At 70.8% G+C, this 21,534-nt stretch carries 19 protein-coding genes, 1 tRNA gene and 1 pseudogene; 14 read left to right on the top strand and 7 right to left on the bottom strand.

What is annotated here, in order from left to right; all coding sequences use genetic code 11:
• On the bottom strand, positions 1–1,248 hold a 1,248-nt coding region (locus VE614_RS20170), incomplete at its 3' end, for an AMP-binding protein (protein WP_324938694.1).
• Positions 1,249–1,386: 138 nt separating this feature from the next.
• Positions 1,387–1,953: a SigE family RNA polymerase sigma factor gene (locus tag VE614_RS20165; protein WP_324938691.1), complete on the bottom strand. Its 567-nt coding sequence runs from the start codon at positions 1,951–1,953 to the stop codon at positions 1,387–1,389.
• Between the two features lie 494 nt (positions 1,954–2,447).
• Here VE614_RS20165 and VE614_RS20160 point away from each other — a divergent pair, with 494 nt between their 5' ends.
• Both VE614_RS20160 and VE614_RS20155 read left to right on the top strand, forming a co-directional pair.
• Entirely contained in the window at positions 2,448–3,338 is an 891-nt protein-coding gene (locus VE614_RS20160) for a bifunctional DNA primase/polymerase (RefSeq protein ID WP_324938689.1), read from the top strand.
• 89 nt (positions 3,339–3,427) lie between these two features.
• Entirely contained in the window at positions 3,428–3,931 is a 504-nt protein-coding gene (locus VE614_RS20155; RefSeq protein ID WP_324938722.1) for a DinB family protein, read from the top strand.
• A 90-nt stretch (positions 3,932–4,021) separates the two neighbouring features.
• Here the strand turns inward: VE614_RS20155 and VE614_RS20150 are convergent.
• Positions 4,022–4,106: transfer RNA gene (locus VE614_RS20150), tRNA-Ser, on the bottom strand.
• A gap of 303 nt (positions 4,107–4,409) precedes the next feature.
• On the opposite strand from VE614_RS20150, the gene VE614_RS20145 reads away from it, so the two are divergent.
• Genes VE614_RS20145 through VE614_RS20135 form a run of 3 tightly spaced genes read left to right on the top strand, consistent with a single transcriptional unit; the run spans position 4,410 to position 7,798 of the window.
• Positions 4,410–4,886 (top strand): hypothetical protein, encoded by a 477-nt coding sequence (locus tag VE614_RS20145; RefSeq protein ID WP_324938686.1) that lies wholly within the window; start codon positions 4,410–4,412, stop codon positions 4,884–4,886.
• 18 nt (positions 4,887–4,904) lie between these two features.
• Positions 4,905–7,229: a DUF6571 family protein gene (locus tag VE614_RS20140; RefSeq protein ID WP_324938683.1), complete on the top strand. Its 2,325-nt coding sequence runs from the start codon at positions 4,905–4,907 to the stop codon at positions 7,227–7,229.
• A complete protein-coding gene (locus tag VE614_RS20135; protein WP_324938680.1) occupies positions 7,226–7,798 on the top strand; it encodes a hypothetical protein in 573 nt (190 codons plus the stop codon). Before VE614_RS20140 ends, VE614_RS20135 begins: the two co-directional genes overlap by 4 nt.
• 60 nt (positions 7,799–7,858) lie before the next feature.
• Here VE614_RS20135 and VE614_RS20130 read toward each other — a convergent pair whose 3' ends face one another.
• On the bottom strand, positions 7,859–9,316 hold the full coding sequence (locus tag VE614_RS20130; protein ID WP_324938677.1) for a S1C family serine protease: 1,458 nt from the start codon (positions 9,314–9,316) through the stop codon (positions 7,859–7,861).
• Positions 9,317–9,537: 221 nt separating this feature from the next.
• On the opposite strand from VE614_RS20130, the gene VE614_RS20125 reads away from it, so the two are divergent.
• The 3 genes and pseudogenes from VE614_RS20125 (at position 9,538) to VE614_RS20115 (ending at position 12,488) form a co-directional block, all read left to right on the top strand.
• On the top strand, positions 9,538–10,365 hold the full coding sequence (locus VE614_RS20125) for a glycerophosphodiester phosphodiesterase (RefSeq protein ID WP_324938674.1): 828 nt from the start codon (positions 9,538–9,540) through the stop codon (positions 10,363–10,365).
• Between the two features lie 150 nt (positions 10,366–10,515).
• Positions 10,516–11,135, top strand: a pseudogene (locus VE614_RS20120) (ATP-binding protein).
• A gap of 387 nt (positions 11,136–11,522) precedes the next feature.
• Positions 11,523–12,488, top strand: a complete 966-nt coding sequence (locus VE614_RS20115) for a DUF5926 family protein (protein ID WP_324938671.1) — start codon at positions 11,523–11,525, stop codon at positions 12,486–12,488.
• A 255-nt stretch (positions 12,489–12,743) separates the two neighbouring features.
• On the opposite strand, the gene VE614_RS20110 is transcribed toward VE614_RS20115, so the two are convergent.
• Positions 12,744–13,253, bottom strand: a complete 510-nt coding sequence (locus tag VE614_RS20110) for a hypothetical protein (protein WP_414719614.1) — start codon at positions 13,251–13,253, stop codon at positions 12,744–12,746.
• Positions 13,254–13,581: 328 nt separating this feature from the next.
• Positions 13,582–14,247, bottom strand: a complete 666-nt coding sequence (locus VE614_RS20105) for a bifunctional DNA primase/polymerase (RefSeq protein WP_324938668.1) — start codon at positions 14,245–14,247, stop codon at positions 13,582–13,584.
• A gap of 553 nt (positions 14,248–14,800) precedes the next feature.
• Between VE614_RS20105 and VE614_RS20100 the strand changes: the two genes are divergently transcribed.
• Both VE614_RS20100 and VE614_RS20095 read left to right on the top strand, forming a co-directional pair.
• Positions 14,801–16,252 (top strand): PP2C family protein-serine/threonine phosphatase, encoded by a 1,452-nt coding sequence (locus VE614_RS20100; RefSeq protein ID WP_324938665.1) that lies wholly within the window; start codon positions 14,801–14,803, stop codon positions 16,250–16,252.
• 83 nt (positions 16,253–16,335) lie between these two features.
• Positions 16,336–17,799 carry an aminopeptidase P family protein gene (locus tag VE614_RS20095; RefSeq protein WP_324938662.1) on the top strand — a complete coding sequence of 488 codons (1,464 nt, stop codon included), beginning with the start codon at positions 16,336–16,338 and terminating at the stop codon, positions 17,797–17,799.
• A 125-nt stretch (positions 17,800–17,924) separates the two neighbouring features.
• On the opposite strand, the gene VE614_RS20090 is transcribed toward VE614_RS20095, so the two are convergent.
• The gene (locus tag VE614_RS20090; RefSeq protein ID WP_324938659.1) at positions 17,925–18,359 is read right to left on the bottom strand and encodes an ATP-binding protein; all 435 of its coding nucleotides are present in this window, start codon (positions 18,357–18,359) and stop codon (positions 17,925–17,927) included.
• A 219-nt stretch (positions 18,360–18,578) separates the two neighbouring features.
• Between VE614_RS20090 and VE614_RS20085 the strand changes: the two genes are divergently transcribed.
• The 4 genes from VE614_RS20085 (at position 18,579) to VE614_RS20070 (ending at position 21,533) form a co-directional block, all read left to right on the top strand.
• Positions 18,579–19,388 (top strand): hypothetical protein, encoded by an 810-nt coding sequence (locus VE614_RS20085; protein WP_324938656.1) that lies wholly within the window; start codon positions 18,579–18,581, stop codon positions 19,386–19,388.
• Positions 19,389–19,551: 163 nt separating this feature from the next.
• Positions 19,552–20,295: a YcnI family protein gene (locus tag VE614_RS20080; protein WP_324938653.1), complete on the top strand. Its 744-nt coding sequence runs from the start codon at positions 19,552–19,554 to the stop codon at positions 20,293–20,295.
• A gap of 81 nt (positions 20,296–20,376) precedes the next feature.
• Positions 20,377–21,045, top strand: a complete 669-nt coding sequence (locus VE614_RS20075) for an SCO family protein (RefSeq protein ID WP_324938650.1) — start codon at positions 20,377–20,379, stop codon at positions 21,043–21,045.
• Between the two features lie 50 nt (positions 21,046–21,095).
• Complete coding sequence (locus VE614_RS20070; RefSeq protein ID WP_324938716.1) at positions 21,096–21,533, top strand: copper chaperone PCu(A)C; 438 nt, start codon at positions 21,096–21,098, stop codon at positions 21,531–21,533.
• The last annotated feature ends 1 nt before the right edge of the window (position 21,534 follow it).

Genomic DNA, 21,534 nt, shown 5'->3' with positions numbered 1-21,534 from the left:
GCCGTCCTCGCTGAACGTGTCGTCGGGCCGCAGCAGCTCGGCGTCCGCGCCGCCGTAGTAGGCGCCCGCGATCCACGGGCCGCGGACCTCCAGCTCACCGGCGGACTCGCCGTCCCACGGCAGCGTCTCGCCGTTCTGGCCGATCAGCCGCGCCTCGACACTGGCCGGGAAGCGGCCCTGCGTGACGCGGTACGGCCACGCCTCCTCCTCCGTCAGGCCGGCGGGCGGGAACGCCATGGTGCCGAGCGGGGAGGTCTCCGTCATGCCCCAGGCGTGGCAGAGGCGGACACCGAGCTTGTCGTACGCCTCCATGAGGGAGGGCGGGCAGGCGGCGCCGCCGATGGTGACGTTGGCCATGGAGGAGATGTCGCGCGGGTTGGCCATCACCTCGGCGAGGAGGCCCTGCCAGATGGTGGGCACGGCGGCGGCGTGCGTCGGCTTCTCGCTCTCGATCATCTCGGCGAGCGGGGCGGGCTGCAGGAACCGGTCCGGCATGAGCAGGTTGACGCCGGTCATGAAGGTGGCGTGCGGCAGCCCCCACGCGTTCACATGGAACTGCGGCACGACCACCAGCGAGGTGTCCTGGTCGGTCAGGCCCATCGACTGGGCCATGTTGACCTGCATGGAGTGCAGATAGACGGAGCGGTGGCTGTAGACGACGCCCTTGGGGTCGCCGGTGGTGCCGGAGGTGTAGCACATGGCGGCGGCCTGGCGCTCGTCCAGCTCCGGCCAGTCGTAGGCGGTCGGCTTGCCCGCGATCAGGTCCTCGTACTCGTGGACGGGCACGGACGCCCCGGCGAGGAGGCCGCGGTCGCCGGGGCCGGTGACCACGACGTGCCGGACGGTCTTCAGATGCGGCAGCAGCGGGGCGAGCAGCGGCAGCAGGGAGCCGTTGGCGATGATCACCCGGTCGGCGGCGTGGTTGACGATCCAGGCGAGCTGCTCCGGGGGCAGCCGGAGATTGAGGGTGTGCAGGACCGCGCCCATGGAGGGAATCGCGAAATAGGCCTCGACGTGCTCGGCGTTGTTCCACATCAGAGTGGCCACACGGTCGTCGTCGGCGACGCCGAGGTCCTCGCGCAGGGCGTGCGCCAGCTGTGCGGCGCGGGCGCCGATCTCGGCGTACGAGCGGCGCTGCGGCTCGCCCTCACCGGCCCAGGTGATCACCTGAGACGATCCGTGGATCGTGGACCCGTGGGCCAGGATCCTGGAGATCAGCAGCGGTACGTCCTGCATGGTGCTCAGCACGGCGTCCTCCCGGGGGCGACATTGCCTACGCGGCGGTAAGGGATGCGCTGATTCTGGCCGCATACCGCTCGGTATGTCACTAGGGGCAGACCACCGATCTCGAAGAACTTGTCACCTTGCGGTCGAACGGGCGCCCTGCTATCGGACCGGCTCCAGCTCCGGGTCCTCGCGCAGCTTTCCCAGAGCCCGGGAGACCGCCGACTTCACCGTGCCGACCGAGACGCCGAGCACCTCGGCGGTCTGCGCCTCGCTCAGGTCCTCGTAGTACCGCAGGACGACCATCGCCCGCTGCCGGGCGGGCAGCCGCATGATCGCCCGCCACATGGCGTCGTGCAGCGCCTGCCGCTCGGCGGGGTCGTTCCCGCCGGGCACGGGCTCCGGCTCGGGCAGCTCGTCGCAGCTGAACTCGTCGACCTTGCGCTTGCGCCACTGGGAGGTGCGGGTGTTCAGCAGGGCGCGGCGCACATAGCCGTCGAGCGCGCGATGGTCCTCGATCCGGTCCCACGCGACATAGGTCTTGGTCAGCGCGGTCTGCAGCAGGTCTTCGGCGTCGCACGGGTTCGCGGTCAGCGACCGGGCGGTGCGCAGCAGGATCGGCTGACGGGCTCGCACGTACGACGAGAACGACGGATACGTGGCGTACGGCAGCGTCCGCGTGGCCAACCTGGCGGCGTCCGAGGCGCTGGTGCAGACGAGTGTGGTCATGGCTCAACGCTAGGTTCGCGACCCTGTCGTCCTCATCGCCCGCAGGTCCCGAAGAGGAGTCCCCCTCAGGTTGTAGAGGCGACGCCGGACGCACCTCCTGAAGGCGGACGAGGAGAGGAGGGCTCCTGGGGGTTTTCCCCTGGGTACTCCCGCCGGGAGGACGTCCCGCGGACGTACGGCGGACCCGCGGCGGACCCCACGACGGACCCACGACGGACCCACGGAGGGTGTGCCGGGGAGGCGGGGATGACGCGCGCGGGGTCATCGGTCGGCGGTGCGCACCGACCCGTCATGTCACCACCACGGCGGGGTGAAGGCGACGGCGAAGTTGCCGACGTCATTTAAGCGGCGGGTCGGGCGCGGGTGGGGCGGTTCCAGCCCGAGCGCCCGCGAGGGCTGGAGCGCGACGGCATATTTCCGGCCAATGTGCCCACTGCGGGGTGCGGCGCCCGCACACCCTTCCCTTTTTCGAACATGAGTACGAACATAACGTCATGGCCACCATCGACCGGCAGGCCACGACGCTGGCCCTCGCCCACGCCCTGTCCGCCGCCGAACGCGGACTGGCCGTCATCCCCCTGTCCCGGACGAAACTCCCGGCCCTGCGCTCCCCCCACCGACTCGACCCCGCGCCCCTCCCCTGCCACGGCGAATGCGGTCGCTTCGGCCACGGCGTCCACGACGCCTCGACCGACCCCGAACGCATCCGCGCGCTCTTCGCCGCCGCCCCCTGGGCCACCGGCTACGGCATCGCCTGCGGCCTGCCCCCGCACCATCTGATCGGCATCGACCTGGACACCAAGTCGGGCACGGACGCCTCGGCCGCGCTGCGGGAACTCGCCCTGCGGCACCTGTTCACGATCCCCGCGACGGTCGTCGTCACGACCCCGAGCGGCGGCCGTCACCTCTGGCTGACCGGACCGCCGGACGTCGTCGTCCCCAACTCGGCCGGCCGCCTCGCCCCGGGTATCGACGTCCGGGGCGCCGGCGGCTACCTCGTCGGCCCCGGCTCACGCACCGAGCACGGGGTGTACGGCACGGCACCCGGCACCGCGCACCTGCCCCCGGCCCCCTGCCCGCCGGCCCTGCTCCGGCTGCTCCTGCCGCCCCCGCGCACCACCGCGCGGACGTCCACCTCGCCCGGAGGACATCACGGGCAGGGCCACGGCCTGATCCAGTTCGTCCTCACCGCCCACGAGGGACAGCGCAACACCCGTCTGTTCTGGGCGGCCTGCCGGGCCTACGAGAACGGCGTCGGCCCGGACCTGACCGCCCCCCTGATCGACGCGGCCCGCAGCACCGGCCTCACGGAACGCGAGGCCCGCGCGACGATCGCCTCGGCGGCCCGGCTGACCGCGGAAAACCACGGGCCCGCGCCCCGTTGACGTTCCTAAGGTGAGCGGCGAGAACCACCCGTGGGAGGAACCGACCGTTGACCGCGACCCCTGATACGCGCCCTGACGCGCGCGTGACGCTGCTCCGCCACCAATTCGACCTGACCTGGGGTCTCTTCGAATACCACCTGGACCGCCTGACCCCGGACGACTTCCTCTGGGAGCCCGCACCCGTCTCCTGGACGGTCCGCCCGGCCGCCGACGGCACCTGGCTCCCGGACTGGGCGGACACCGAGCCCGACCCCGTCCCGGTGCCCACCGTCGGCTGGCTGACCTGGCACATCGGCTGGTGGTGGAGTGTGGCCCTGGACCACATCCAAGGCCGTCCGCCCCGCGACCGCACGGACCTCACCTGGCCCGGCGACGGCCCCGCTGCCGTGACCTGGCTGCGCAGCCTGCGCGCGTCCTGGCTCACGGCCCTGGACGATCTGGACCCCACCCACCTCGCGGCCACGGCACCCTTTCCCTGGCCGAACGACCCGCAGTACACCGTCTCCGACATGATCGCCTGGGTGAATGCCGAGCTGATGAAGAACGTCGCGGAGATCGGCCAGCTGCGGCTGCTACGGGCACAGCGGCCGTAGCGGCCACGTACGGCAACGATCGCCGTGACCGCAGGCCCCACCCACGCCGAAGGGGCGCCCCCGGAAACGGAGCGCCCCTGCGAACCTGTGCGGTGGGTGTGGGATTTGAACCCACGGTGACTTGCGCCACGACGGTTTTCAAGACCGTTCCCTTAGGCCGCTCGGGCAACCCACCCATGCCCCGCCCACCAGGGCCGGAGCGGATACAGCGTACCGGCCCCGCCCGCCTGGCGGGGCTGCACTCCCCAGCTTGTGCGTGGACGACGGCGAGTCGTCGGGGCTTCGGCGGGGCTCACCGTTCAGGTGACCTTGGGCCGGCGGCGGCTGGAGGACGCGAGTGATGCCCGCGCGTTTCTGGCCAGAGATCGCCCCACCGCAACGAGCACGCGTGATCTTTCCGCCGGTGAACAGCTGCTCCCGCGATAGCCTCTGGCGCACCCGGGACGACCACGACTGACGGCAACGGGGGAGTGAACCCATGGCATGGGGCGAATGGGAGCAGTTGAAGGCTCAGGCTGCCGACAACCGGTCGACGCACATGCAACTGAACGAGGCACCCGCGCAAGGGCCGGGCCCGGGTGGCGGACCCGACCTGGTCGTGCAGCAGGACGACCTCGGCGCCGTAGGACACGCCGCCTTCGTCCTGCACAGTGACCTGGTGAAGAAGGTGGACATCGCCGGCGCCGGAATGAACTCGGACCATGCCGGCTCCACACACCAGGCGGCGTCGGAACTCTCCCGGTCGAACTTCACCATGGGCGACGAACTCATGACGACGCTGACGATCTGGGAGAGCCAGGTGAAAGCAGTTCGTCAGGCCTGTGCCCACATCTCGAATCACCTCGACTTCAGCAAGAAGCTGCACAGCAATGACGACGCGGAGATCGCCGCTGTGATCACGGGACGCGACGGTTCCGCGATGCCCGCTTCCGAGCTCGACAAGTACTTCAGGTAGCGCGGAGGAGGCTCGGGAATGTCCATCACCTATCACGACCTCATGCAGGTCGACCTCGGGAAGCTGGGCACGGCCGTTTCCGACTGGAAGAAGGCGGTCGACAACCTGAAGCAGCTCGAGGCCGACGCACGTGACGGCCTCCGGAAGAAGTCGGACCAAGCGCGCTGGGAGGGTGTGAACGCCGTCGTCACCCGGGGGTTCGTGGGCAAGACAGCCAAGGAGATCGCGGATCTCCGGGTGGAGGCCAACGGCATCCACCAGGTGCTCGACGATGCACACCGTGAGCTCGAGGCATTGCAGAAGGGTGTGCGGACCCTCACCGCGGAGGCCAAGGACAAGGGCTACACAGTCCGGGACAACGGCGATGGAACGGTGAGCGTCGACGCCCGTGTCATGCCGGGCACAAGCCCGAAGGACGACAAGAACCTGGACGAGCGGCAGCGTTACGCCGACTCGATCACCGGCAGGATCGCACACGCCAACGACATCGACATCTCCACCAAGCTGGCACTGTCACGCACCCACGGAAACGACGCGTACAACGCCGGCCACGCGACGTACGACTCGCTCAACGACGCGCAGGTCGAACGGGCCCTGGAGCTGGCCAAGAAGCGCGAGGACATGACCGACCGCGAACTCGCGGAGCTGAACCGGCTGCTGCGCCACAACGGACGCGAGAAGGACGGAGAATTCGCGACCGAGTTCTTCCAGGGGCTCGGCGGGCCGAGGCAGACGCTCGAGTTCTACGGTGCCATGTCGAGCGACGGGACCGGTGAGGACGCGACGAAGACGCGGCTGGCCGGGGTGCAGGATCTCCAGAAGTACATGGGGCACGCTCTGGCCAACGCCACCGATCCCTACACCCCGCAGAGCGTCAAGGGCGACCGGCAGCATCTGCCCTCGTGGTGGGGAACGGAGTTCCGCAAGCTGGGCACCCAGGAGATCGAGTGGGAGCGCGGCATGATGAGCCGGCCCTACGGCTACCAAGTGCTGGGCGGCTTGCTGCGCTACGGCAACTACGACCCGGCTTTCCTGGCACCCGTCGCGGAGCACATCACCCAGCTGCACCAGGATGATCCGCACCGCTTCCTGGCGAACAAGCCCGCCGGCAGCGACGACGGCTACGGATTCAACCCCTCCGGGAAGCTCGGCACCGGTAATGATCCGCTGAACAGCGTTCTGGAGGCGCTCGGGCACAGTCCCGAGGCAGCCGAGCAATTCTTCACGCAGCCGCCCACGGCGTACAACGAGGACGGCACGATCAAGTCCGGGGAGAAGCCGGAGTTCAAGTCCTACCTGGATCTCTTCACGGACAAGGACTTCGAGTGGACGATCGACACGAACGCCCACAACGTCCTCGCAGACGAGGAGGCCACGAAGAGGGCCCTCAACTTCGGTCCTGACGCCCTCGGCCACGCGCTGGAGGCGGCCACGACGGGCCGTCCGTACGACAGCGACACCGCAGATCCGTCGATCAGGCACAGCGAGGCGCAGGCCAAACTGGTCCACGCCATCGTGGAGAAGTTCGCGAACTCCGACTTGCTGGCGCACAACATGAACGGCGATCTGAAGGAGGAGAAGACCGGGCCGCTTTACGCGCTGCGGGACAGTCTGGGGCGTATCTCGGCGGATTACATGGGAGATTTCCAGCGAACCATTTATCTGGAAGGACCGGACAGCAAGGTGTTTCCGGTCAATGGCGCGGCTGCCAACCTCGACTCCGGAAATGCCATGAAGTTCCTCGGCCTGGTCGGGCAGGATCCAGACGCGTACAGCGCCATCACTGCCGCGCAGCAGGCGTACACCGCGAGCGTGGTGCACGCTTTCCTGGATGCGGAGGGGAAAGGGCTTACCGCGGAGGACGGTGCACGCGTCGGCGATCTGGTCGCACCGGGGGCCGCTATCGCAGGCGTCATGAGTAACTCGCGGGCTGACGCGATCTACGACTACCACACCGCCTCGGACGAGGAATACAACCAGGCGGTGGCCGACAATGCCAAGTGGGTCAACCGGATCGTGGGCCTGGGGACGTCGGCCATTCCAGCCCCCTTCTCCGTAGTGGGAGAACCGGTCAACTGGCTGGCTGAGGATGTGACCGAGAGCGTGGTGAAGAGTGCTGAGCAGGACACCACGGATCAGTCTGAGCGAGACGCGGGCAAGGAGTACACGAAGGGGCGGGAATCCGTTTCGCAAGCGTCGGAGGCAGCCGTCACCAGCTACTTCAACCACCATCCGGGTACAGACTGGGAAACGAGGGACACCATCGAACGAGCGGTTCGCACTAGAGCGGGTATGAGCCATTCCGATGGCGCTCAGTGGAACTCCTCGGGGGATGGATCGTGAGACACCTCCAGCGTTCGACCCGCCAAGGCATGAGAAGGCGAGGATACCTTTTGCCGGGTCAAAGACTGCTTGCCTCCACCTTTCTTGCGACGGCACTAACCGCCTGTGGATCATCAAATGATGAGGGACTTTCTTATCCCGTTCCGGACAATATCTGCGGCATCCCCGCCGACAAGAAAGTTCTGGAGTCCCTGCTCGACGGCGGTGACAAGCTGGAACAGGACACCGGTTACTTCAGCCTGACCGAAGGCCAGTTCTGCCATATGTACGTGGACGGGAACGACTCTGTGGTCAGTGACGCCGCCTGGCACGAGAGCGGATACAAGCTGCGCGACCTCTTCGAAACCTACGAGGTCAAGGACCTGCGCTACTTCGAGGACGGCAAATACGCCTCATGGAACTTCGGGGTGGCAGCAGTCATTCCGTGCCCTGGCGTCAGCGAAAAAGGTGATGTGGTCTCCGTGCAGGTTAACGACCTGAAATGGAACCGTGACTCCCAAGCTCGGCTGGAGAAGCTTGGTCCGGCCTACTTCGACGCCTACAAGAAGAAGCTCGGCTGTCGCCCCTGACAGCAAGCGCCCCGCGCCGGGGAGACCGGTGGCGCGGGGTGAGGGGTGGGTGAGTGAACGTCAGCTGTCGCCCACGCGGCTGCCCAGGGTCAGTTCGACCGTGTGGGTCTTGCCGCTGCGTTCGTAGGTGACCGTGACCTTGTCGCCGGGCTTGTGGGTCCAGATCTCACCGATCAGGGTCGGGCCGCTGTCGATCACCGTGTCGTCGAGCTTGGTGATGACGTCGCCGGGCTGGAGGCCGGCCTTGTCGGCGGGGCCGCCCGGTTCGACCGGCTCGGAGCCGCCCGCGCCGGTGTCGGTGATCTTCGCGCCGTCGGTGGTGTCCTCCAGGGAGACGGACGCGCCGATCTTGGCGTACACCGGCTTGCCGTTCTTGATCAGCTCCTGGGCGACGTACTTCGCCTGGTTGATCGGGATGGCGAAGCCGAGGCCGATGGAGCCGGACTGGCTGGTGCCGCCCAGGCCGTTGCCGGCGGACTGGATCGCCGAGTTGATGCCGATGACGTTGCCCTTGGCGTCCAGCAGCGGGCCGCCGGAGTTGCCGGGGTTGATCGAGGCGTCGGTCTGCAGGGCGCTCATGTAGGAGGCCTGGCTGCCGGTGCCGTCGCTGGAGGCGACCGGACGGTTCTTGGCGCTGATGATGCCGGTCGTCACCGTGTTGGACAGGCCGAAGGGGGCGCCGATGGCGATGGTGGAGTCGCCGACGGCGACCTTGTCGGAGTTGCCCAGGGTGAGGGGCTTGAGGCCCGACGGGGCGTTCTTGAGCTTGATCACCGCGACGTCGTAGCCCTGCGCGTTGCCGACGACCTCGGCGTCGTACGTCCTGCCGCTCGGGAAGGTGGCGGTCAGCTTGCCGCCGTCCACCGCGTCCGCCACGACGTGGTTGTTGGTGACGATGTGGCCCTCGGTGTCGAAGACGAACCCGGTGCCGGTGCCGCCCTCGCCGCTGGTGCTCTCCGCCTCTATGGTGACCGTGCTGGGCAGCGCCTGGGCGGCCACGGCCGCGATGGTGCCCGGGTCGCGCTTGAAGTCGCCGCCGCTGTCGGAGGAGGAGACGGTGGTGGAGCTGGAGTTGTCGTCGTTCTTGGCCAGCGTGTAGCCGAGGCCGCCGCCCAGGCCGCCCGCGACCAGCGCGGCCACCAGGATTCCGGCGAGCAGACCGCCGCGTCCGCGCTTGGGCTGGGGGGACGGGGGCTGCTGGTACGGGGCTCCCCAGGGGCCGCCCGGGCCATCGGCACCGTGGGCGCCGGGTGCCGGGGGTGCGGCCGGGTGCTGGGCCGGGCCGGCCGGCGGGGGCGGGGGCGGCCAGCCGCTCTCCGGAGCGGATCCCGGGGCGCCGGAGAAAGGAGTGCCGGACGACGACGGGGCGTGCGCCGGGGCATGGTCCGGTGTCGTGGGTGCGCTCGGGGGCGTGTCCGCCTGCGGGGAAGCTGCCGGGGAGGCCGCGGGGCTGTCCACCGGCACGGGAGGTGCGGACGGGGCGGGGGGGACCGCAGTGCCCTCGTTCTCGGTGCTCACAGCTCTTCTCCTCGATCCTCGGTCACGCAGCTGTGCCGGTGTTTTCGTATGCCGTCAGCTTTTCCCACGGGCCGTCAGGGCACCATAAGCCGTGCCTGTGGGTCCGCGGTCACTCTTTATATAGGATCTTTCTATGGCAAGCGCCGCATCTCAGGCGCCACAGGCGCACCAGTGGCTCCGGCGACCCGACGGCTACCCCGTCTCGGTGGCACCATGACGCGGTGACACCTGCACGGCAGCACCGGATCCAAGTCGTCGCTCACCGCGGGGCCTCCGAGGAGGCTCCCGAGCACACCCTGGCCGCGTACAAGAAGGCGATCGAGGACGGCGCCGACGCCCTCGAATGTGACGTACGGCTGACCGCGGACGGCCACCTCGTCTGTGTGCACGACCGTCGGATCAACCGTACGTCCAACGGCCGCGGAGCGGTCTCCGCCCTGGAACTGGCCGACCTCGCGGCGCTGGACTTCGGGTCCTGGAAGAAGACCCCCGCCGGCCGCGCGCGGACCGAGGACCCGGACTGGGAGCACCGCCCCGAGGACCCCGCGGAGACCTCCGTCCTCACCCTGGAACGGCTGCTGGAGCTGGTCGCCGACGCCGGCCGGCGGGTGGAGCTGGCCATCGAGACCAAGCACCCCACGCGGTGGGCGGGCCAGGTCGAGGAGCGGCTGCTGGTGCTCCTGAAGCGGTTCGGCCTGGACGCCCCGGGCGCGCCGGAGGAGTCCCCGGTGCGGATCATGAGTTTCTCGGCGCGCTCGCTCCACCGCGTCCGGGCCGTCTCGCCGACGCTGCCGACGGTCTACCTGATGCAGTTCGTCTCACCCCGGCTGCGCGACGGGCGGCTGCCCCCGGGGATCGGCATCGCCGGTCCCTCGATCCGTATCGTCCGCAGCCACCCGGTGTACATCGAGCGGCTGCGGCGGGCCGGTCACCAGGTGCACGTGTGGACGGTGAACGAGCCGGCGGACGTCGACCTCTGTGTCGGCCTGGGCGTGGACGCGATCATCACCAACCGCCCGCGCGCGGTGCTCCACCGGCTCGGCCGCTGACCGGAGCGACCCTTCCGGCCGGTCACTTGGATGCGCTCAATCGTCGGTCTTGTTCGTCCTCGCGAGGGATATCCCACCGGCTCTGTCACGGGGAGTGCTCCGGCGCGTTCGGACCGTGTTCGATCGTTGCGAATGCGTCACCGGAGGTGAATCGGCCGGTTTCCGGTACAGGCCAATGGGGCATCCACACCTGGCGTGGGGCGAAGGAGGTCTCGGGGGTGGCGTTGGTGGTGGCACAGGAGGTGCCCACGTCGTCGAGCATGGCCGTACCCCATGGCCCTGCGGGCGTGGGCGCGGCAAGACGCCGGATGCGTGATCAGTTGCGCAGGGGTGGGGTGGCGGAAGCGGTCATCGACGATGCCGTACTCATCCTTTCCGAACTTTTGAGCAATGCCTGCAAGCATGGCCGGCCCCTGGGCGACGCCCTGGCCGGGGACGGAGACGTGCGGGCCGCCTGGCGGGTGGACCCCACCGGACGGCTGGTCGTCGAGGTGACGGACGGCGGCGGCCCGACCCGCCCCGCCCCGGCCACCCCGTCGGTCACCGCCCACGGCGGTCGCGGGCTGAACATCATCACGGCCCTGGCCGACGACTGGGGGGTCCGGGACGACGTCCGCGGCGAGGTCACCGTGTGGGTCGTGGTCCACGAGGACGTCCATGATCCGGATGCCGGACGGCGCCGTGACGACTTCGCTACGCGCGTCGCAGCCCCCTCGGTGGTCACCATGCCGGAACTGGACTTCGCGGACGCTTTCGACGACCTGGACTGACTGGACGAGCGGGATCGGCCGGGCGACCCGGACTGGCTGGATGACCCGGACTGGCCGGGCGCCCCGGACTCGCCCGACGATCCGGATTGACCCGACGGCCCGGATTGACCCGACGGCCCGGACGGATTGACCCGACGGCCCGGACGGACTGGCCCGACGGGCCGGACGGATTGACCCGGCGGCCCGGACGGACTGGCCCGACGGCCCGGGTTGACCGGACGACCCGGATCGGCTGACCGTCTGCGCTCCGTCGGGCGGGTCGTCCTCCCGCCCGAGGCGCCCGGCGTTGTCCACAACCCGGGTGTTGTCCCCAGGGTCCCGTCGGAGTTGGCGCAAACGGCTAGGCTCCCGCCGTACGAGACGAGCCGTCACCGGGAGACACTCACCATGGCCAAGAAGCGACCCCAGACGAAGACCAAGCGGCCGCAGATCACCGACGGTGAGATCCCGGTCGTCGGCGCCCGTGAGCCCTGCCCCTGCGGCAGCGGCCGCCGCTACAAGGCCTGCCACGGCCGGGCCGCCGCACAGGCCGTGACCGAGTTGGTGCACCGCCCGTTCGAGGGGCTGCCGGGCGAGTGCGACTGGGTGGCCCTGCGCGAGCTGGTGCCGGCCGCCACCGCCGAGCTGACGCTGACGGACGGCCTGCCGGAGGGCGTCCCGTCGGTCACCCTGGCCACCGTCCTGCCGATGGCCTGGCCCGCCCTGCGCCGCGAGGACGGCTCGGTCCTGCTCGGCCTGCAGAACGACACGGCGTCCGGCGACATCAGCCGCGACCTCGCCGACACCCTCCAGCGGGCCCTTCAGGCCAAGCCCGGCACCCCGGTCCAGGGCCGCCGCGCCCCGGCCGACGGCCCGCGGCTGCAGGACCTGCTCGACCCCGAGGGCGCGTTCGAGCCAGTGGTGCACAGCGGCTTCGAGTTCTGGGTCCCGGACGCGCAGAACGCCACCCCGGACGTGACCGCCTCCCTGGAGCGGGCGAACGCCGCGGCCATCCCGACCGTCAAGCTGACCGGCGTCGACGCGGCGTACTGGTGCGAGACCCCGGAGAAGAACCACCTGCGCTGGGTCATGCCGCACCCGGAGGAGCAGCTTCTGGACGCCCTCGCGCGGCTGCACGCGGCGGGCCGCTCCAGCCTCGGCGAGGGAACCCGCCTGGTGGGCTCCTTCCGTGCTCACGGGCTCACGGTCCCGGTCTGGGACCTGCCCAGCGGGGTCTCCGCCGAGGACATCGAGAAGCCGGCGGCCGAGTTCGCCGAGCGTCTGTCCGCCGCGCTGGCCACGGACGCACCGCTCACGCCGGACGAGCGCCGCGCGCGCGGCGGACTGACCAACCGGCAGGTCACGCTGAGCTGACGCCCGCCCGGGACCCACGGTTCGGCTGATCGACCGGTCAGCCGAACCGGCCCTCGCGCGCACGGTGACCTGGATCACAACCCAGGTCCGGACAAGGCGAGTCGGGTGTCCGAATAGCCGAGGGAAACGGGAGATCGAATTTGCGAACAGCCGATCTCTTGTTACCGTTCCAGTAGCCCGGTTGCTGGTGCATCCCCCGTCGCCAGCAACCGGGTCTTTCTGTGTCCGGCCCCGCCTGCGGCCCGCCGCCGCGCGTCAACTCCCCGTGACGGTCCCCGAGTTGCTGCCGACCCGCAGAAGCAGCGGCCCCCGGCCGCCCCGCCCCGCGAACTCCGCGACCGCCGTGTACTCCGCCGCCGGGCCCCGTCCCGCCTCCCGTGGCGTCTCGCAGCTCGCCGGCTCGTCCCCGGCGCCGACCGCGCAGCGGATCCGTACGGTACGCCAGCCGGGCCCCATGAGCGTCAGCACGGCGTCCAGGGCGCGGCCGGTCGCGTTGCGGTAGTAGGCGCGGGCCCAGTTCTCCTCGCCCTGCGTCAGCACACAGGTCTGCGCCTCGATGCCGTCCGGCGCGGTGAGTTCCGGACCGCAGCGGGCGGCGGTGGACAGTCCGAGGCCGAGCGGGAAGGGGGAGCGCCGGGCGCCGGGTTCGGCGTCGTCGCCCGGGTCCGACGGTGCCTTGGCGTCCCCGGAACCGGGGAACGTCCCATGGTCCTCGGGCCCGCCCGCTGAGTTGTCGGAGCCCGCCGAGTCCCCGGAACCGGCCAAGCCGCCGGAGCCCCCCGAACGTGCCGAGTCCCCGGAACCGGCCAAGCCGCCGGAACCTCCCGAACGTGCCGAGTCCCCGGAACCCCCCGGCGCCGCCGAGTCCGCCGAACGCACCGCGTCCCGCGGCCCCGCCGACCCCACCGATCCCGCCGAGGCGACGGCCAGCGGCAACGCCACCGCGCACACCACCGCACCCACCAGCATGAGCAGACGGGTTCGGGAGCCGTGGCGCCCATGCGGTCGGGGTCCGTGGCCCCCGGAGTGACGCTGCATGGACGGGACGATAACGATCCCGGCCGCGCGCCCGGTTCCGCGCGCGCCCGACACCCTAGAACTCGGGCGCGCTCACACCCGTACGAGTGAGGGCCTCGACCACGGCGTCCACCACGGCCTCCACGTCCGGCACCCAGGGGGCGGCCGAGCCGGGCAGCGGGGCGCGTTCCCAGCGGATCTGCCCCTGGCCGGTCTCGGAGGGGGGCAGCGCGAGATAGCCGCCCTCGCCGTGGAAGCGCAGCGAACCGGGGACGAAGTCCTTGGCGTACAGCAGTTCGCCCAACTGCTCCATGGAGTACGGCCGGACGAGCACGGCCCAGCGGATGGGCGAGGCGAGGACCGGGCCGAGGCGCATGCCCTGGAGGTCCAGCGCGTGCAGGGCGCGGGCGGCGGCGGGGGCGGGGAGGCTGACCGCGCAGGGCGCCTTGCCTCCGGTGGCCAGGATGATCGGGGCCGTCGGCCGGTTGGCCCACCACCAGCGGATCATGCGTGCGTCGGTGGTGGCCGCGAGGAGGCCGGGGTCGAAGGGATGGGCGCCGGGCACCGTGCATTCGGGGTCCGGGCAGCCGCAGCGGGCGCGGCCCTGCGGATCGGCCGCCACACCCGGGAGTACGGGCCACTGCCATTCGGTCGCGAAGGTCAGGGCCGCGTCGATCAGCTCACGCCTCCCGTCGTTCCGCCTGAACAGGAGCCTGCGTCGCCTTCCGGGGATCTCGCGCATGAGCGCTCGTTCCTTTCCGTTGCACGCCTGGCAACACCGTGGTCCACATCACATCATGTGTCGATCGCTTCACTGTGCGTACCTACTGGCGCATCACACCCCGGCGTCGAAGCACGGGGACCCCTCTGGGCCGAGCGTTGGCTGCCGTCGCCCGCTGCGTCCTGCACAAGCATGGGCGTGGCGTGGGGTGGCGAAGTGTGGCGTTTCGCCGTCTCGCGTATTTCTCTCCACCGCCGCCACGGGAGGATGGGGCACGGTCGTCGGTGGATAGGACGCCCGGGTCCGTCACCAGGTTCCGGGCGGTTCCCAACCACCCCTGGCCTTCACCGAGTACGTACCCATCACGACCGCTGTGACGCTCCGTCGAGCAAGCCCAGTCGACCGCAATATGCGCTTACACGGAGCAGTTTTAAGCCAACTTTGCCTTTCTGTAAGAGAACCTACACCAGATCCCCGAAACCACACGGACACCAGGAATCCCACCAGGACAATGCTGGACATCCCCTCATGACTGCGTGTACATGTGGAGACATTGCCAGCGGCGCAGATTGACATGGGGGTTCGCGATGCTTTTGAGCAATACGCGCCGGTCGGAAAGCCGGACGCCATGAACGCCCCGCACCCTCCGAAAGTGGCTGGAATCGATTCAACGGTCCCAGCCCCCGCACACACTGTCGCGCCCGCGCCGCCGGCCACGGGCGTCCCCGCCGCCGGCACCGGACCGGGGGCCCTCCTCCAGGACCGGCTCGCCGGCTGGGTCTCCGATCTGACGACCCTGCACGAACTCACCGAACGCCTGGCCCGTACGGACTGTCTCCCGGACGCCCTCCAGGAACTGCTGCGCGCCGGGGCCGCCCTGGTGGGCGCCCGGCGCGGTCTCGTCGTCCTGGAACCCGCCGACGGCCTGGACCCCCGCAGCACCGTCGGCCTGGGCCTCGGCCCCGCGGATCTCGGCCATCTGGAGACCGTCCCGCGCGGCGCCCTGCCGTACGGCGACCTCCTCGACCCGCCCGCCGGCCCGCCCGGCGGTGTCACCGAGAGCCTCCATCCCGATCTGTTCGCCGAGGAGGCCCTCGACCCCCGCCACCGTGTGGTGGCCGCCCGCCTCGGCTACGCCGCCAGTTACGCCGTCCCCCTCTCCACCGAGGCCGCCGGCCGCTTCGGGGCCGCCGTATGGCTCTACGACGAGCCCGCCGAGCCCGTCGAACGCCAGCGCCACCTCGTCGGCCTGTACACCCGCTACGCCACCGAGCACCTCGCCCGGCTCCTCGAGGTCGAGCGCACGCGCGCGTGCATGACGACGATCGCCCAGGAACTGCTCCCCTCCCGGCTGCCCCGGGTCTCCGGTGTGCAGCTCGCCGCGCGGCACCGCACCGGTCCGCGCGGGGGCGGCGACTGGTACGACGCGCTGCCGCTGCCGGACGCGGCACTCGGCCTCGCCGTCGGCTCCGTCACCGGGTCGGGGCCGAGTGCGATCGCCGCGATGGGCCGGCTGCGGGCCTCGCTGCGGGCGTACGCCGTGATGGAGGGCGAGGACCCGGTCGCCGTCCTGTCCGACCTGGAACTGCTGCTCCGGCTGACCGAGCCGGCCCGCTCGGCGACCGCGCTGTTCGCGTTCTGCGAGCCCGCGCTGCGCAAGATCACGCTGGCCGGGGCCGGGCACACCCCGCCGCTGCTGATCGGTGAGCGGCGCACCGAGTTCGTGGAGACCTCCGTCTCGGCCCCGCTCGGGATGCTGGCCTGCTGGGAGGCGCCCGGCGTGGAGCTGTACGCCGAGCCCGGAGAGACGGTTCTGCTGTACACCGACGGGTTGCTGCACCGCACCGGTGATCCCGTCGACCGCGCCTTCGCCCGCCTGCACGCGGCCGCCGCGGGGCTGCCCCGCACCAAGCGGCGCGACCCCGAGGCGATCGTCGATCACGTGCTGCGCGCGGTCCTGCCCGACGGGCTGGACGAGGCCGGCAGCGAGGAGGACGTGGTGCTGCTCGCCGCCCGGTTCGAGTGAGCGATCGGTAACAGGTCCTTCGGCCCTGGGCCCCTTGCCGTACGGCCGTACGATGGGGGAGGTCCAGTGCCGTATCTAGGAGGATGACCGTGGCCGAGGAGCTCCCGGAGACCCCGGAGAACGCCGAGGATGAGCCGATCAAGCAGCGGAAGAACGGACTGTACCCGGGCGTGTCCGACGAGCTGGCGGAGAACATGCGGTCCGGCTGGGCCGACACCGAGCTGCACGACCTGGAGCCGGTCGCCCAGGCCGCCGAGACCGCCGCCCGCCGCGCCGCGCTGTCCGCCCGCTTCCCCGGCGAGCGCCTGGTGATCCCGGCCGGCAACCTCAAGACCCGCTCGAACGACACGGAGTACCCCTTCCGCGCGTCGGTCGAGTACGCGTACCTCACCGGCAACCAGACCGAGGACGGCGTCCTGGTGCTGGAGCCGACCGCCGAGGGCCACACGGCGACCATCTACCTGCTGCCCCGCTCCGACCGCGAGAACGGCGAGTTCTGGCTGGACGGCCAGGGCGAGCTGTGGGTCGGCCGCCGGCACTCCCTCACCGAGGCCGAGAAGCTGTACGGGATCCCCGCCTCCGACGTGCGCGAGCTGACCGGCAAGCTGCGCGAGGCCACCGGCCCGGTCCGTGTGGTGCGCGGCTACGACGCCGGTGTCGAGGCGGCCCTGACCGACAAGGTCACCGCCGAGCGCGACGAGGAGCTGCGCGTCTTCCTCTCCGAGATGCGGCTGGTCAAGGACGACTTCGAGGTCGGCGAGCTGCAGAAGGCCGTCGACTCGACCGTGCGCGGCTTCGAGGACGTGGTGAAGGTCCTCGACAAGGCCCAGGCGACCTCCGAGCGGTACATCGAGGGCACGTTCTTCCTCCGCGCGCGCGTGGAGGGCAACGACGTCGGCTACGGCACCATCGCCGCCGCCGGCCCGCACGCCTGCACGCTGCACTGGGTGCGCAACGACGGGCCCGTGCGCTCCGGTGACCTGCTGCTGCTCGACGCCGGTGTGGAGACGCACACGTACTACACCGCCGACGTCACGCGCACGCTGCCGGTCAGCGGCCGCTTCACCGAGATTCAGAAGAAGATCTACGACGCCGTGTACGAGGCCCAGGAGGCCGGTATCGCGGCGGTGCAGCCGGGCGCGAAGTACCGCGACTTCCATGACGCCGCCCAGCGCGTGCTCGCCGAGAAGCTGGTCGAGTGGGGCCTCGTCGAGGGTCCGGTCGAGCGGGTGCTGGAGCTGGGCCTCCAGCGCCGCTGGACGCTGCACGGCACCGGTCACATGCTCGGCATGGACGTCCACGACTGCGCCGCCGCGCGGACCGAGACGTACGTCGACGGCACGCTGGAGCCGGGCATGTGCCTGACCGTCGAGCCGGGGTTGTACTTCCAGGCCGACGACCTGACCGTGCCGGAGGAGTACCGCGGGATCGGTGTGCGGATCGAGGACGACATCCTCGTCACCGAGGACGGCAACCGGAATCTGAGCGCTGCGCTGCCTCGGCGGTCTGACGAGGTCGAGGAGTGGATGGCCTCGCTGAAGGGCTGAGGTCGCTGCGCGGGCCGGGCGCCGAGGGGGTGCCCGGCCGTCGTCGCGGGGTGCGGGGCGTCGGTGGCTTCCGCCGCGGTTCCCCGCGCCCCTGAGGCGAGTTCCCGCACCGGGTGACGGAGAGGCTAGGACGCCGTCATCAGAGGGGCGTTGTCGCGCCACTTGAGGATCTTGTCGAAGCTGACCACCGCGCCGCCCCGGCCGGGCCTGTTGGTGAAGTGGACGTGGTCGGCCAGTTCCTGGATGAGGAAGAGGCCGCGGCCGTGTTCGGCCTCCTCGGGGGGCTGCACATGGGCCGCGCGGGTGAATCCCGGGCCCGAGTCGGTCACCTCGATCCGGCACTTCTCACCGTCGAGGTAGGCGGTGACCCGGTACGCCCCGGAGGAGCGGCCGCCGCCGTGTTCGACGGCGTTCGCGCAGGCCTCGGTGAGGGCGACGGAGAGATCGTAGGAGACCTCGGGGTCGACGCCCGCCGTCTCCATGGTGCCGAGCAGCAGACGCCGGGCGAGGGGCACGCTCGCGGCATCACGCCGCAGTTGGAGTGACCACCAGATGCTCATGCTCCAGCCTCCTGGGCGTTGGCCTCCTGGCCGCGGCTCGACATACCGTTACGTATTACCGCGCGCACTCGTGTGTAAGCCCAGAGTCAGCGTGATCCCGCCCATATGGGGGATGTGCCGGGAGCGCCAATCGGTGTATGTGGGGCCGAATGCGTCAGCCGGTGACTTCGCGGACCTGCCGTACGGCGCCCATCGGGCCAGTGGGATGATGAGCCCGCCATGTCTGCCCCCCACCAGCGCTCGGCGCGCCCCGGAGGCGATCTCCGGTTGCTGCGGGCCGCGGTCTTCGCCGCGGTCTGCGTCGTGCTGGCCGCGGCCGGTCACGCGATCGCGTCCTGCGCCGCGGTGCCGCTGTGGACGCTGGGCGCGGGATTCCTCGGTGCGGTGCTGGTCGCCGCGCCGCTCGCCGGGCGCGAGCGGTCGCTGCCGGGGATCGCGGCCCTTCTGGTGGGCGGGCAAACGGTCCTGCACATGCTCTTCGGGCTGGGGCAGCACGGTACGGCGAGCACGGCGGCGTCGGCTTCGGCCGCGGCCGACGCCTCGCTGGTCGAGCAGGCCGCGCGGCTGCTGTGCGGCACCACCGCGGCGGCTCTGAGCCCCGCCCAGGCGCAGCGGATCCTCGCGGACGCCCGGATCGATCCGGGTACGCATCTTGCGCACCAGCCGGCGGACGCGCTGTCCACGGTGGCCGGTTCCCCGGCCTCGCTGCTGCCGTCCCTGCCGATGCTGCTCGGCCATCTGCTGGCGGGTCTCGCCGCCGGATGGCTGCTGCGGCGCGGGGACCTGGCACTGCTGCGGATCCTCGGGCTGTCGGCGGAAGTCCTCGCCGAGGGGGCGCTCGTACGGTCCCTGCGCGGTGCGCTCGCGCTGGTGCGCGCGCTGTGCGCCGGGCTTCCGGTCGCGCCGCACGCCGGTCCGCGCTGCCCGTGCGCGGATCCGCTCGCGTTCCCCGAGCCCCGCACTCTCGTACTCCAGCACACGGTGATCCGGCGCGGCCCGCCGGCCGGTGGGTTCCTTCTCGCCGCCTGACGCGACGCGACCGCCACTCCCCACTCCTGGTGGAGGGGCCGCCGTCGCGCGGCACGCGCGCGCGTGCGCACCCGTCCCGCACGGTGGCGCGCCGCCTTGCGCGCGTATCTCTCCTCAAGCAACGACCACTGGTCTTCTCACTCGGAGTGGAGTGCTCATCGCCATGAAGGCTTCCCGTATCGCCGCCGCCGGCGCCCTCGCCGCCTCGGCCGTCCTCGCCCTGTCCGTACCGGCCTTCGCGCACGTCACCGTGCAGCCGGAGGGAACGGCCGCCAAGGGCGGCTACGCGGTCGTGGACTTCCGGGTCCCCAACGAGCGTGACAACGCCTCGACCACCAAGCTGGAGGTCAGCTTCCCGGCCGAACACCCGCTGACCTCGGCGCTGCCGGTGCCGGTCGACGGCTGGAAGATCAAGGTGGACAAGGCCACGCTCGACAAGCCGATCGAGTCGCACGGCGAGAAGATCACCGAGGCCGTCTCCAAGATCACCTGGACGGCCGAGGGCAAGGGCATCGAGCCCGGCTACCTCCAGAAGTTCCCGGTCTCCATCGGCCAGCTCCCCGAGGACGCGGACGAGCTGGTCTTCAAGGCGATCCAGACGTACTCCAACAAGGAGGTCGTGCGCTGGATCGAGGTGCCGCAGAAGGGTCAGGAGGAGCCGGAGAGCCCGGCGCCCGTGCTGGCCCTGTCCGCCGCCGAGGACGACCACCACGGCGCCTCGGGCTCGACGGACGCCGCCGAGGATGCCTCCGGCGACGCCGAGGCGGCCGCGCAGAACACCGCCTCCGAGGACTCCGGCGACAGCTCCGACACCACCGCCCGGGTCCTCGGCATCGTCGGGATCGTCATCGGCGCCGCCGGTGTGGCGTACGGCGTGCTGGCCGGCCGCCGGCGCACCACCGCCTGACGCTCATCCGCTCGCGGTGGGCGCCGGGGCCGCGCACGGCCCCGGCGCCCACCGGGCCATTCACCCCTGGGACATCTCTCCATGCTCTCCACGCTCCCCCTCCGCAAGAAGACGCTCGCGGCGGCCGCGCTGCTCGCCGCCGCGTCCCTGACCCTCTCCGCCTGCGGCAGCGAGTCCGGCTCCGGCGCGCCGGTCACCGTGGTCTCCGAGGAGCCCGGTGCGGACCGGGCCGCCACCGTGCTCGACCAGCCGTTCGAGAAGCCGGACCTGGTGCTGACGGACACCCGCGGCAAGACGTACGACCTCCGCAAGGAGACCGCGGGCAGGCCCACGCTGATCTACTTCGGCTACACCAACTGCCCCGACGTGTGCCCGTCGACGATGAGCAACATCGCCGTCGCCAAGAAGCAGCTGCCCGAGGCGCAGCAGGACCAGCTGCGCATCGTGTTCGTCACCACCGACCCCGAGCGGGACACCCCGCGGGCGCTCGGCACCTGGCTCAAGGGCATCGACCCGCAGGCCGTCGGCCTCACCGGCGACTTCGCCACCATCCAGGCCGGCGCCCGCACCCTCGGCATCTCCATCGAGCCGCCGAAGAAGGAGAAGGGCAAGGTCGTCTCCATGCACGGCACCCAGGTCGTCGCCTTCTCGCCGAAGACCGACGCCGGGTACGTCCTCTACGGCGAGGACGCCACCGTGGACGACTACACCAAGGACCTGCCCAAGCTGGTCAAGGGGCAGAACCCGTGAGGCGGCCCGCGCACTCCGCGCGGCGGCGGGCGCCGGCCGTCGCCCTGCTCATGGCCGGGGCGCTCGCCCTCGCGGGCTGCGGCTCCGGCTCGGGCTCCGGTGACAGCGGCCCGGACCTCTCCGTCAGCGGCGCCTACATGCCGCAGCCCGTCTCCGCCTCCATGGCGGCCGGTTTCCTGACCATCACCAACGCGGGCGGTACGGCGGCCGAGCTGACCTCGGTCACCAGCGACCTCGGCGAGGTCACCCTGCACGAGACCGTCGACTCGGCGATGCGCGAGATGACGGACGCCGAGGTGCCCGCGCACGGGAAACTCGTGTTCGAGAGCGGTGCGAACCACCTGATGTTCGAGAAGCTGAAGCGCAAGCCGAAGCAGGGTGAGACGGTCGAGGTCGAACTGCACTTCGCCGGGGCCGACCCGGTCACGGTCGAGATGCCGGTGAAGGCGGCGACGTACCGCCCGGCGACCGGTCACTCGGGACACTGAG

Origin of the sequence: Streptomyces sp. (assembly GCF_035645055.1) — a bacterium.
In the GTDB taxonomy this organism is placed as follows: domain Bacteria; phylum Actinomycetota; class Actinomycetes; order Streptomycetales; family Streptomycetaceae; genus Streptomyces.
Note: the sequence above shows the minus strand (reverse complement) of the source record. Positions and strands in the feature narration are given on the sequence as shown.

What these genes read in the sequence shown, in the direction of transcription:
- VE614_RS20165 (WP_324938691.1), bottom strand. Translation starts at nt 1,953, where the DNA reads ATGACCACACTCGTCTGCACCAGCGCCTCGGACGCCGCCAGGTTGGCC.
- VE614_RS20160 (WP_324938689.1), top strand. Translation starts at nt 2,448, where the DNA reads ATGGCCACCATCGACCGGCAGGCCACGACGCTGGCCCTCGCCCACGCC.
- VE614_RS20145 (WP_324938686.1), top strand. Translation starts at nt 4,410, where the DNA reads ATGGCATGGGGCGAATGGGAGCAGTTGAAGGCTCAGGCTGCCGACAAC.
- VE614_RS20140 (WP_324938683.1), top strand. Translation starts at nt 4,905, where the DNA reads ATGTCCATCACCTATCACGACCTCATGCAGGTCGACCTCGGGAAGCTG.
- VE614_RS20115 (WP_324938671.1), top strand. Translation starts at nt 11,523, where the DNA reads ATGGCCAAGAAGCGACCCCAGACGAAGACCAAGCGGCCGCAGATCACC.
- VE614_RS20105 (WP_324938668.1), bottom strand. Translation starts at nt 14,247, where the DNA reads ATGCGCGAGATCCCCGGAAGGCGACGCAGGCTCCTGTTCAGGCGGAAC.
- VE614_RS20100 (WP_324938665.1), top strand. Translation starts at nt 14,801, where the DNA reads ATGGGGGTTCGCGATGCTTTTGAGCAATACGCGCCGGTCGGAAAGCCG.
- VE614_RS20095 (WP_324938662.1), top strand. Translation starts at nt 16,336, where the DNA reads ATGACCGTGGCCGAGGAGCTCCCGGAGACCCCGGAGAACGCCGAGGAT.
- VE614_RS20090 (WP_324938659.1), bottom strand. Translation starts at nt 18,359, where the DNA reads ATGAGCATCTGGTGGTCACTCCAACTGCGGCGTGATGCCGCGAGCGTG.
- VE614_RS20085 (WP_324938656.1), top strand. Translation starts at nt 18,579, where the DNA reads ATGTCTGCCCCCCACCAGCGCTCGGCGCGCCCCGGAGGCGATCTCCGG.
- VE614_RS20080 (WP_324938653.1), top strand. Translation starts at nt 19,552, where the DNA reads ATGAAGGCTTCCCGTATCGCCGCCGCCGGCGCCCTCGCCGCCTCGGCC.
- VE614_RS20075 (WP_324938650.1), top strand. Translation starts at nt 20,377, where the DNA reads ATGCTCTCCACGCTCCCCCTCCGCAAGAAGACGCTCGCGGCGGCCGCG.
- VE614_RS20070 (WP_324938716.1), top strand. Translation starts at nt 21,096, where the DNA reads ATGGCCGGGGCGCTCGCCCTCGCGGGCTGCGGCTCCGGCTCGGGCTCC.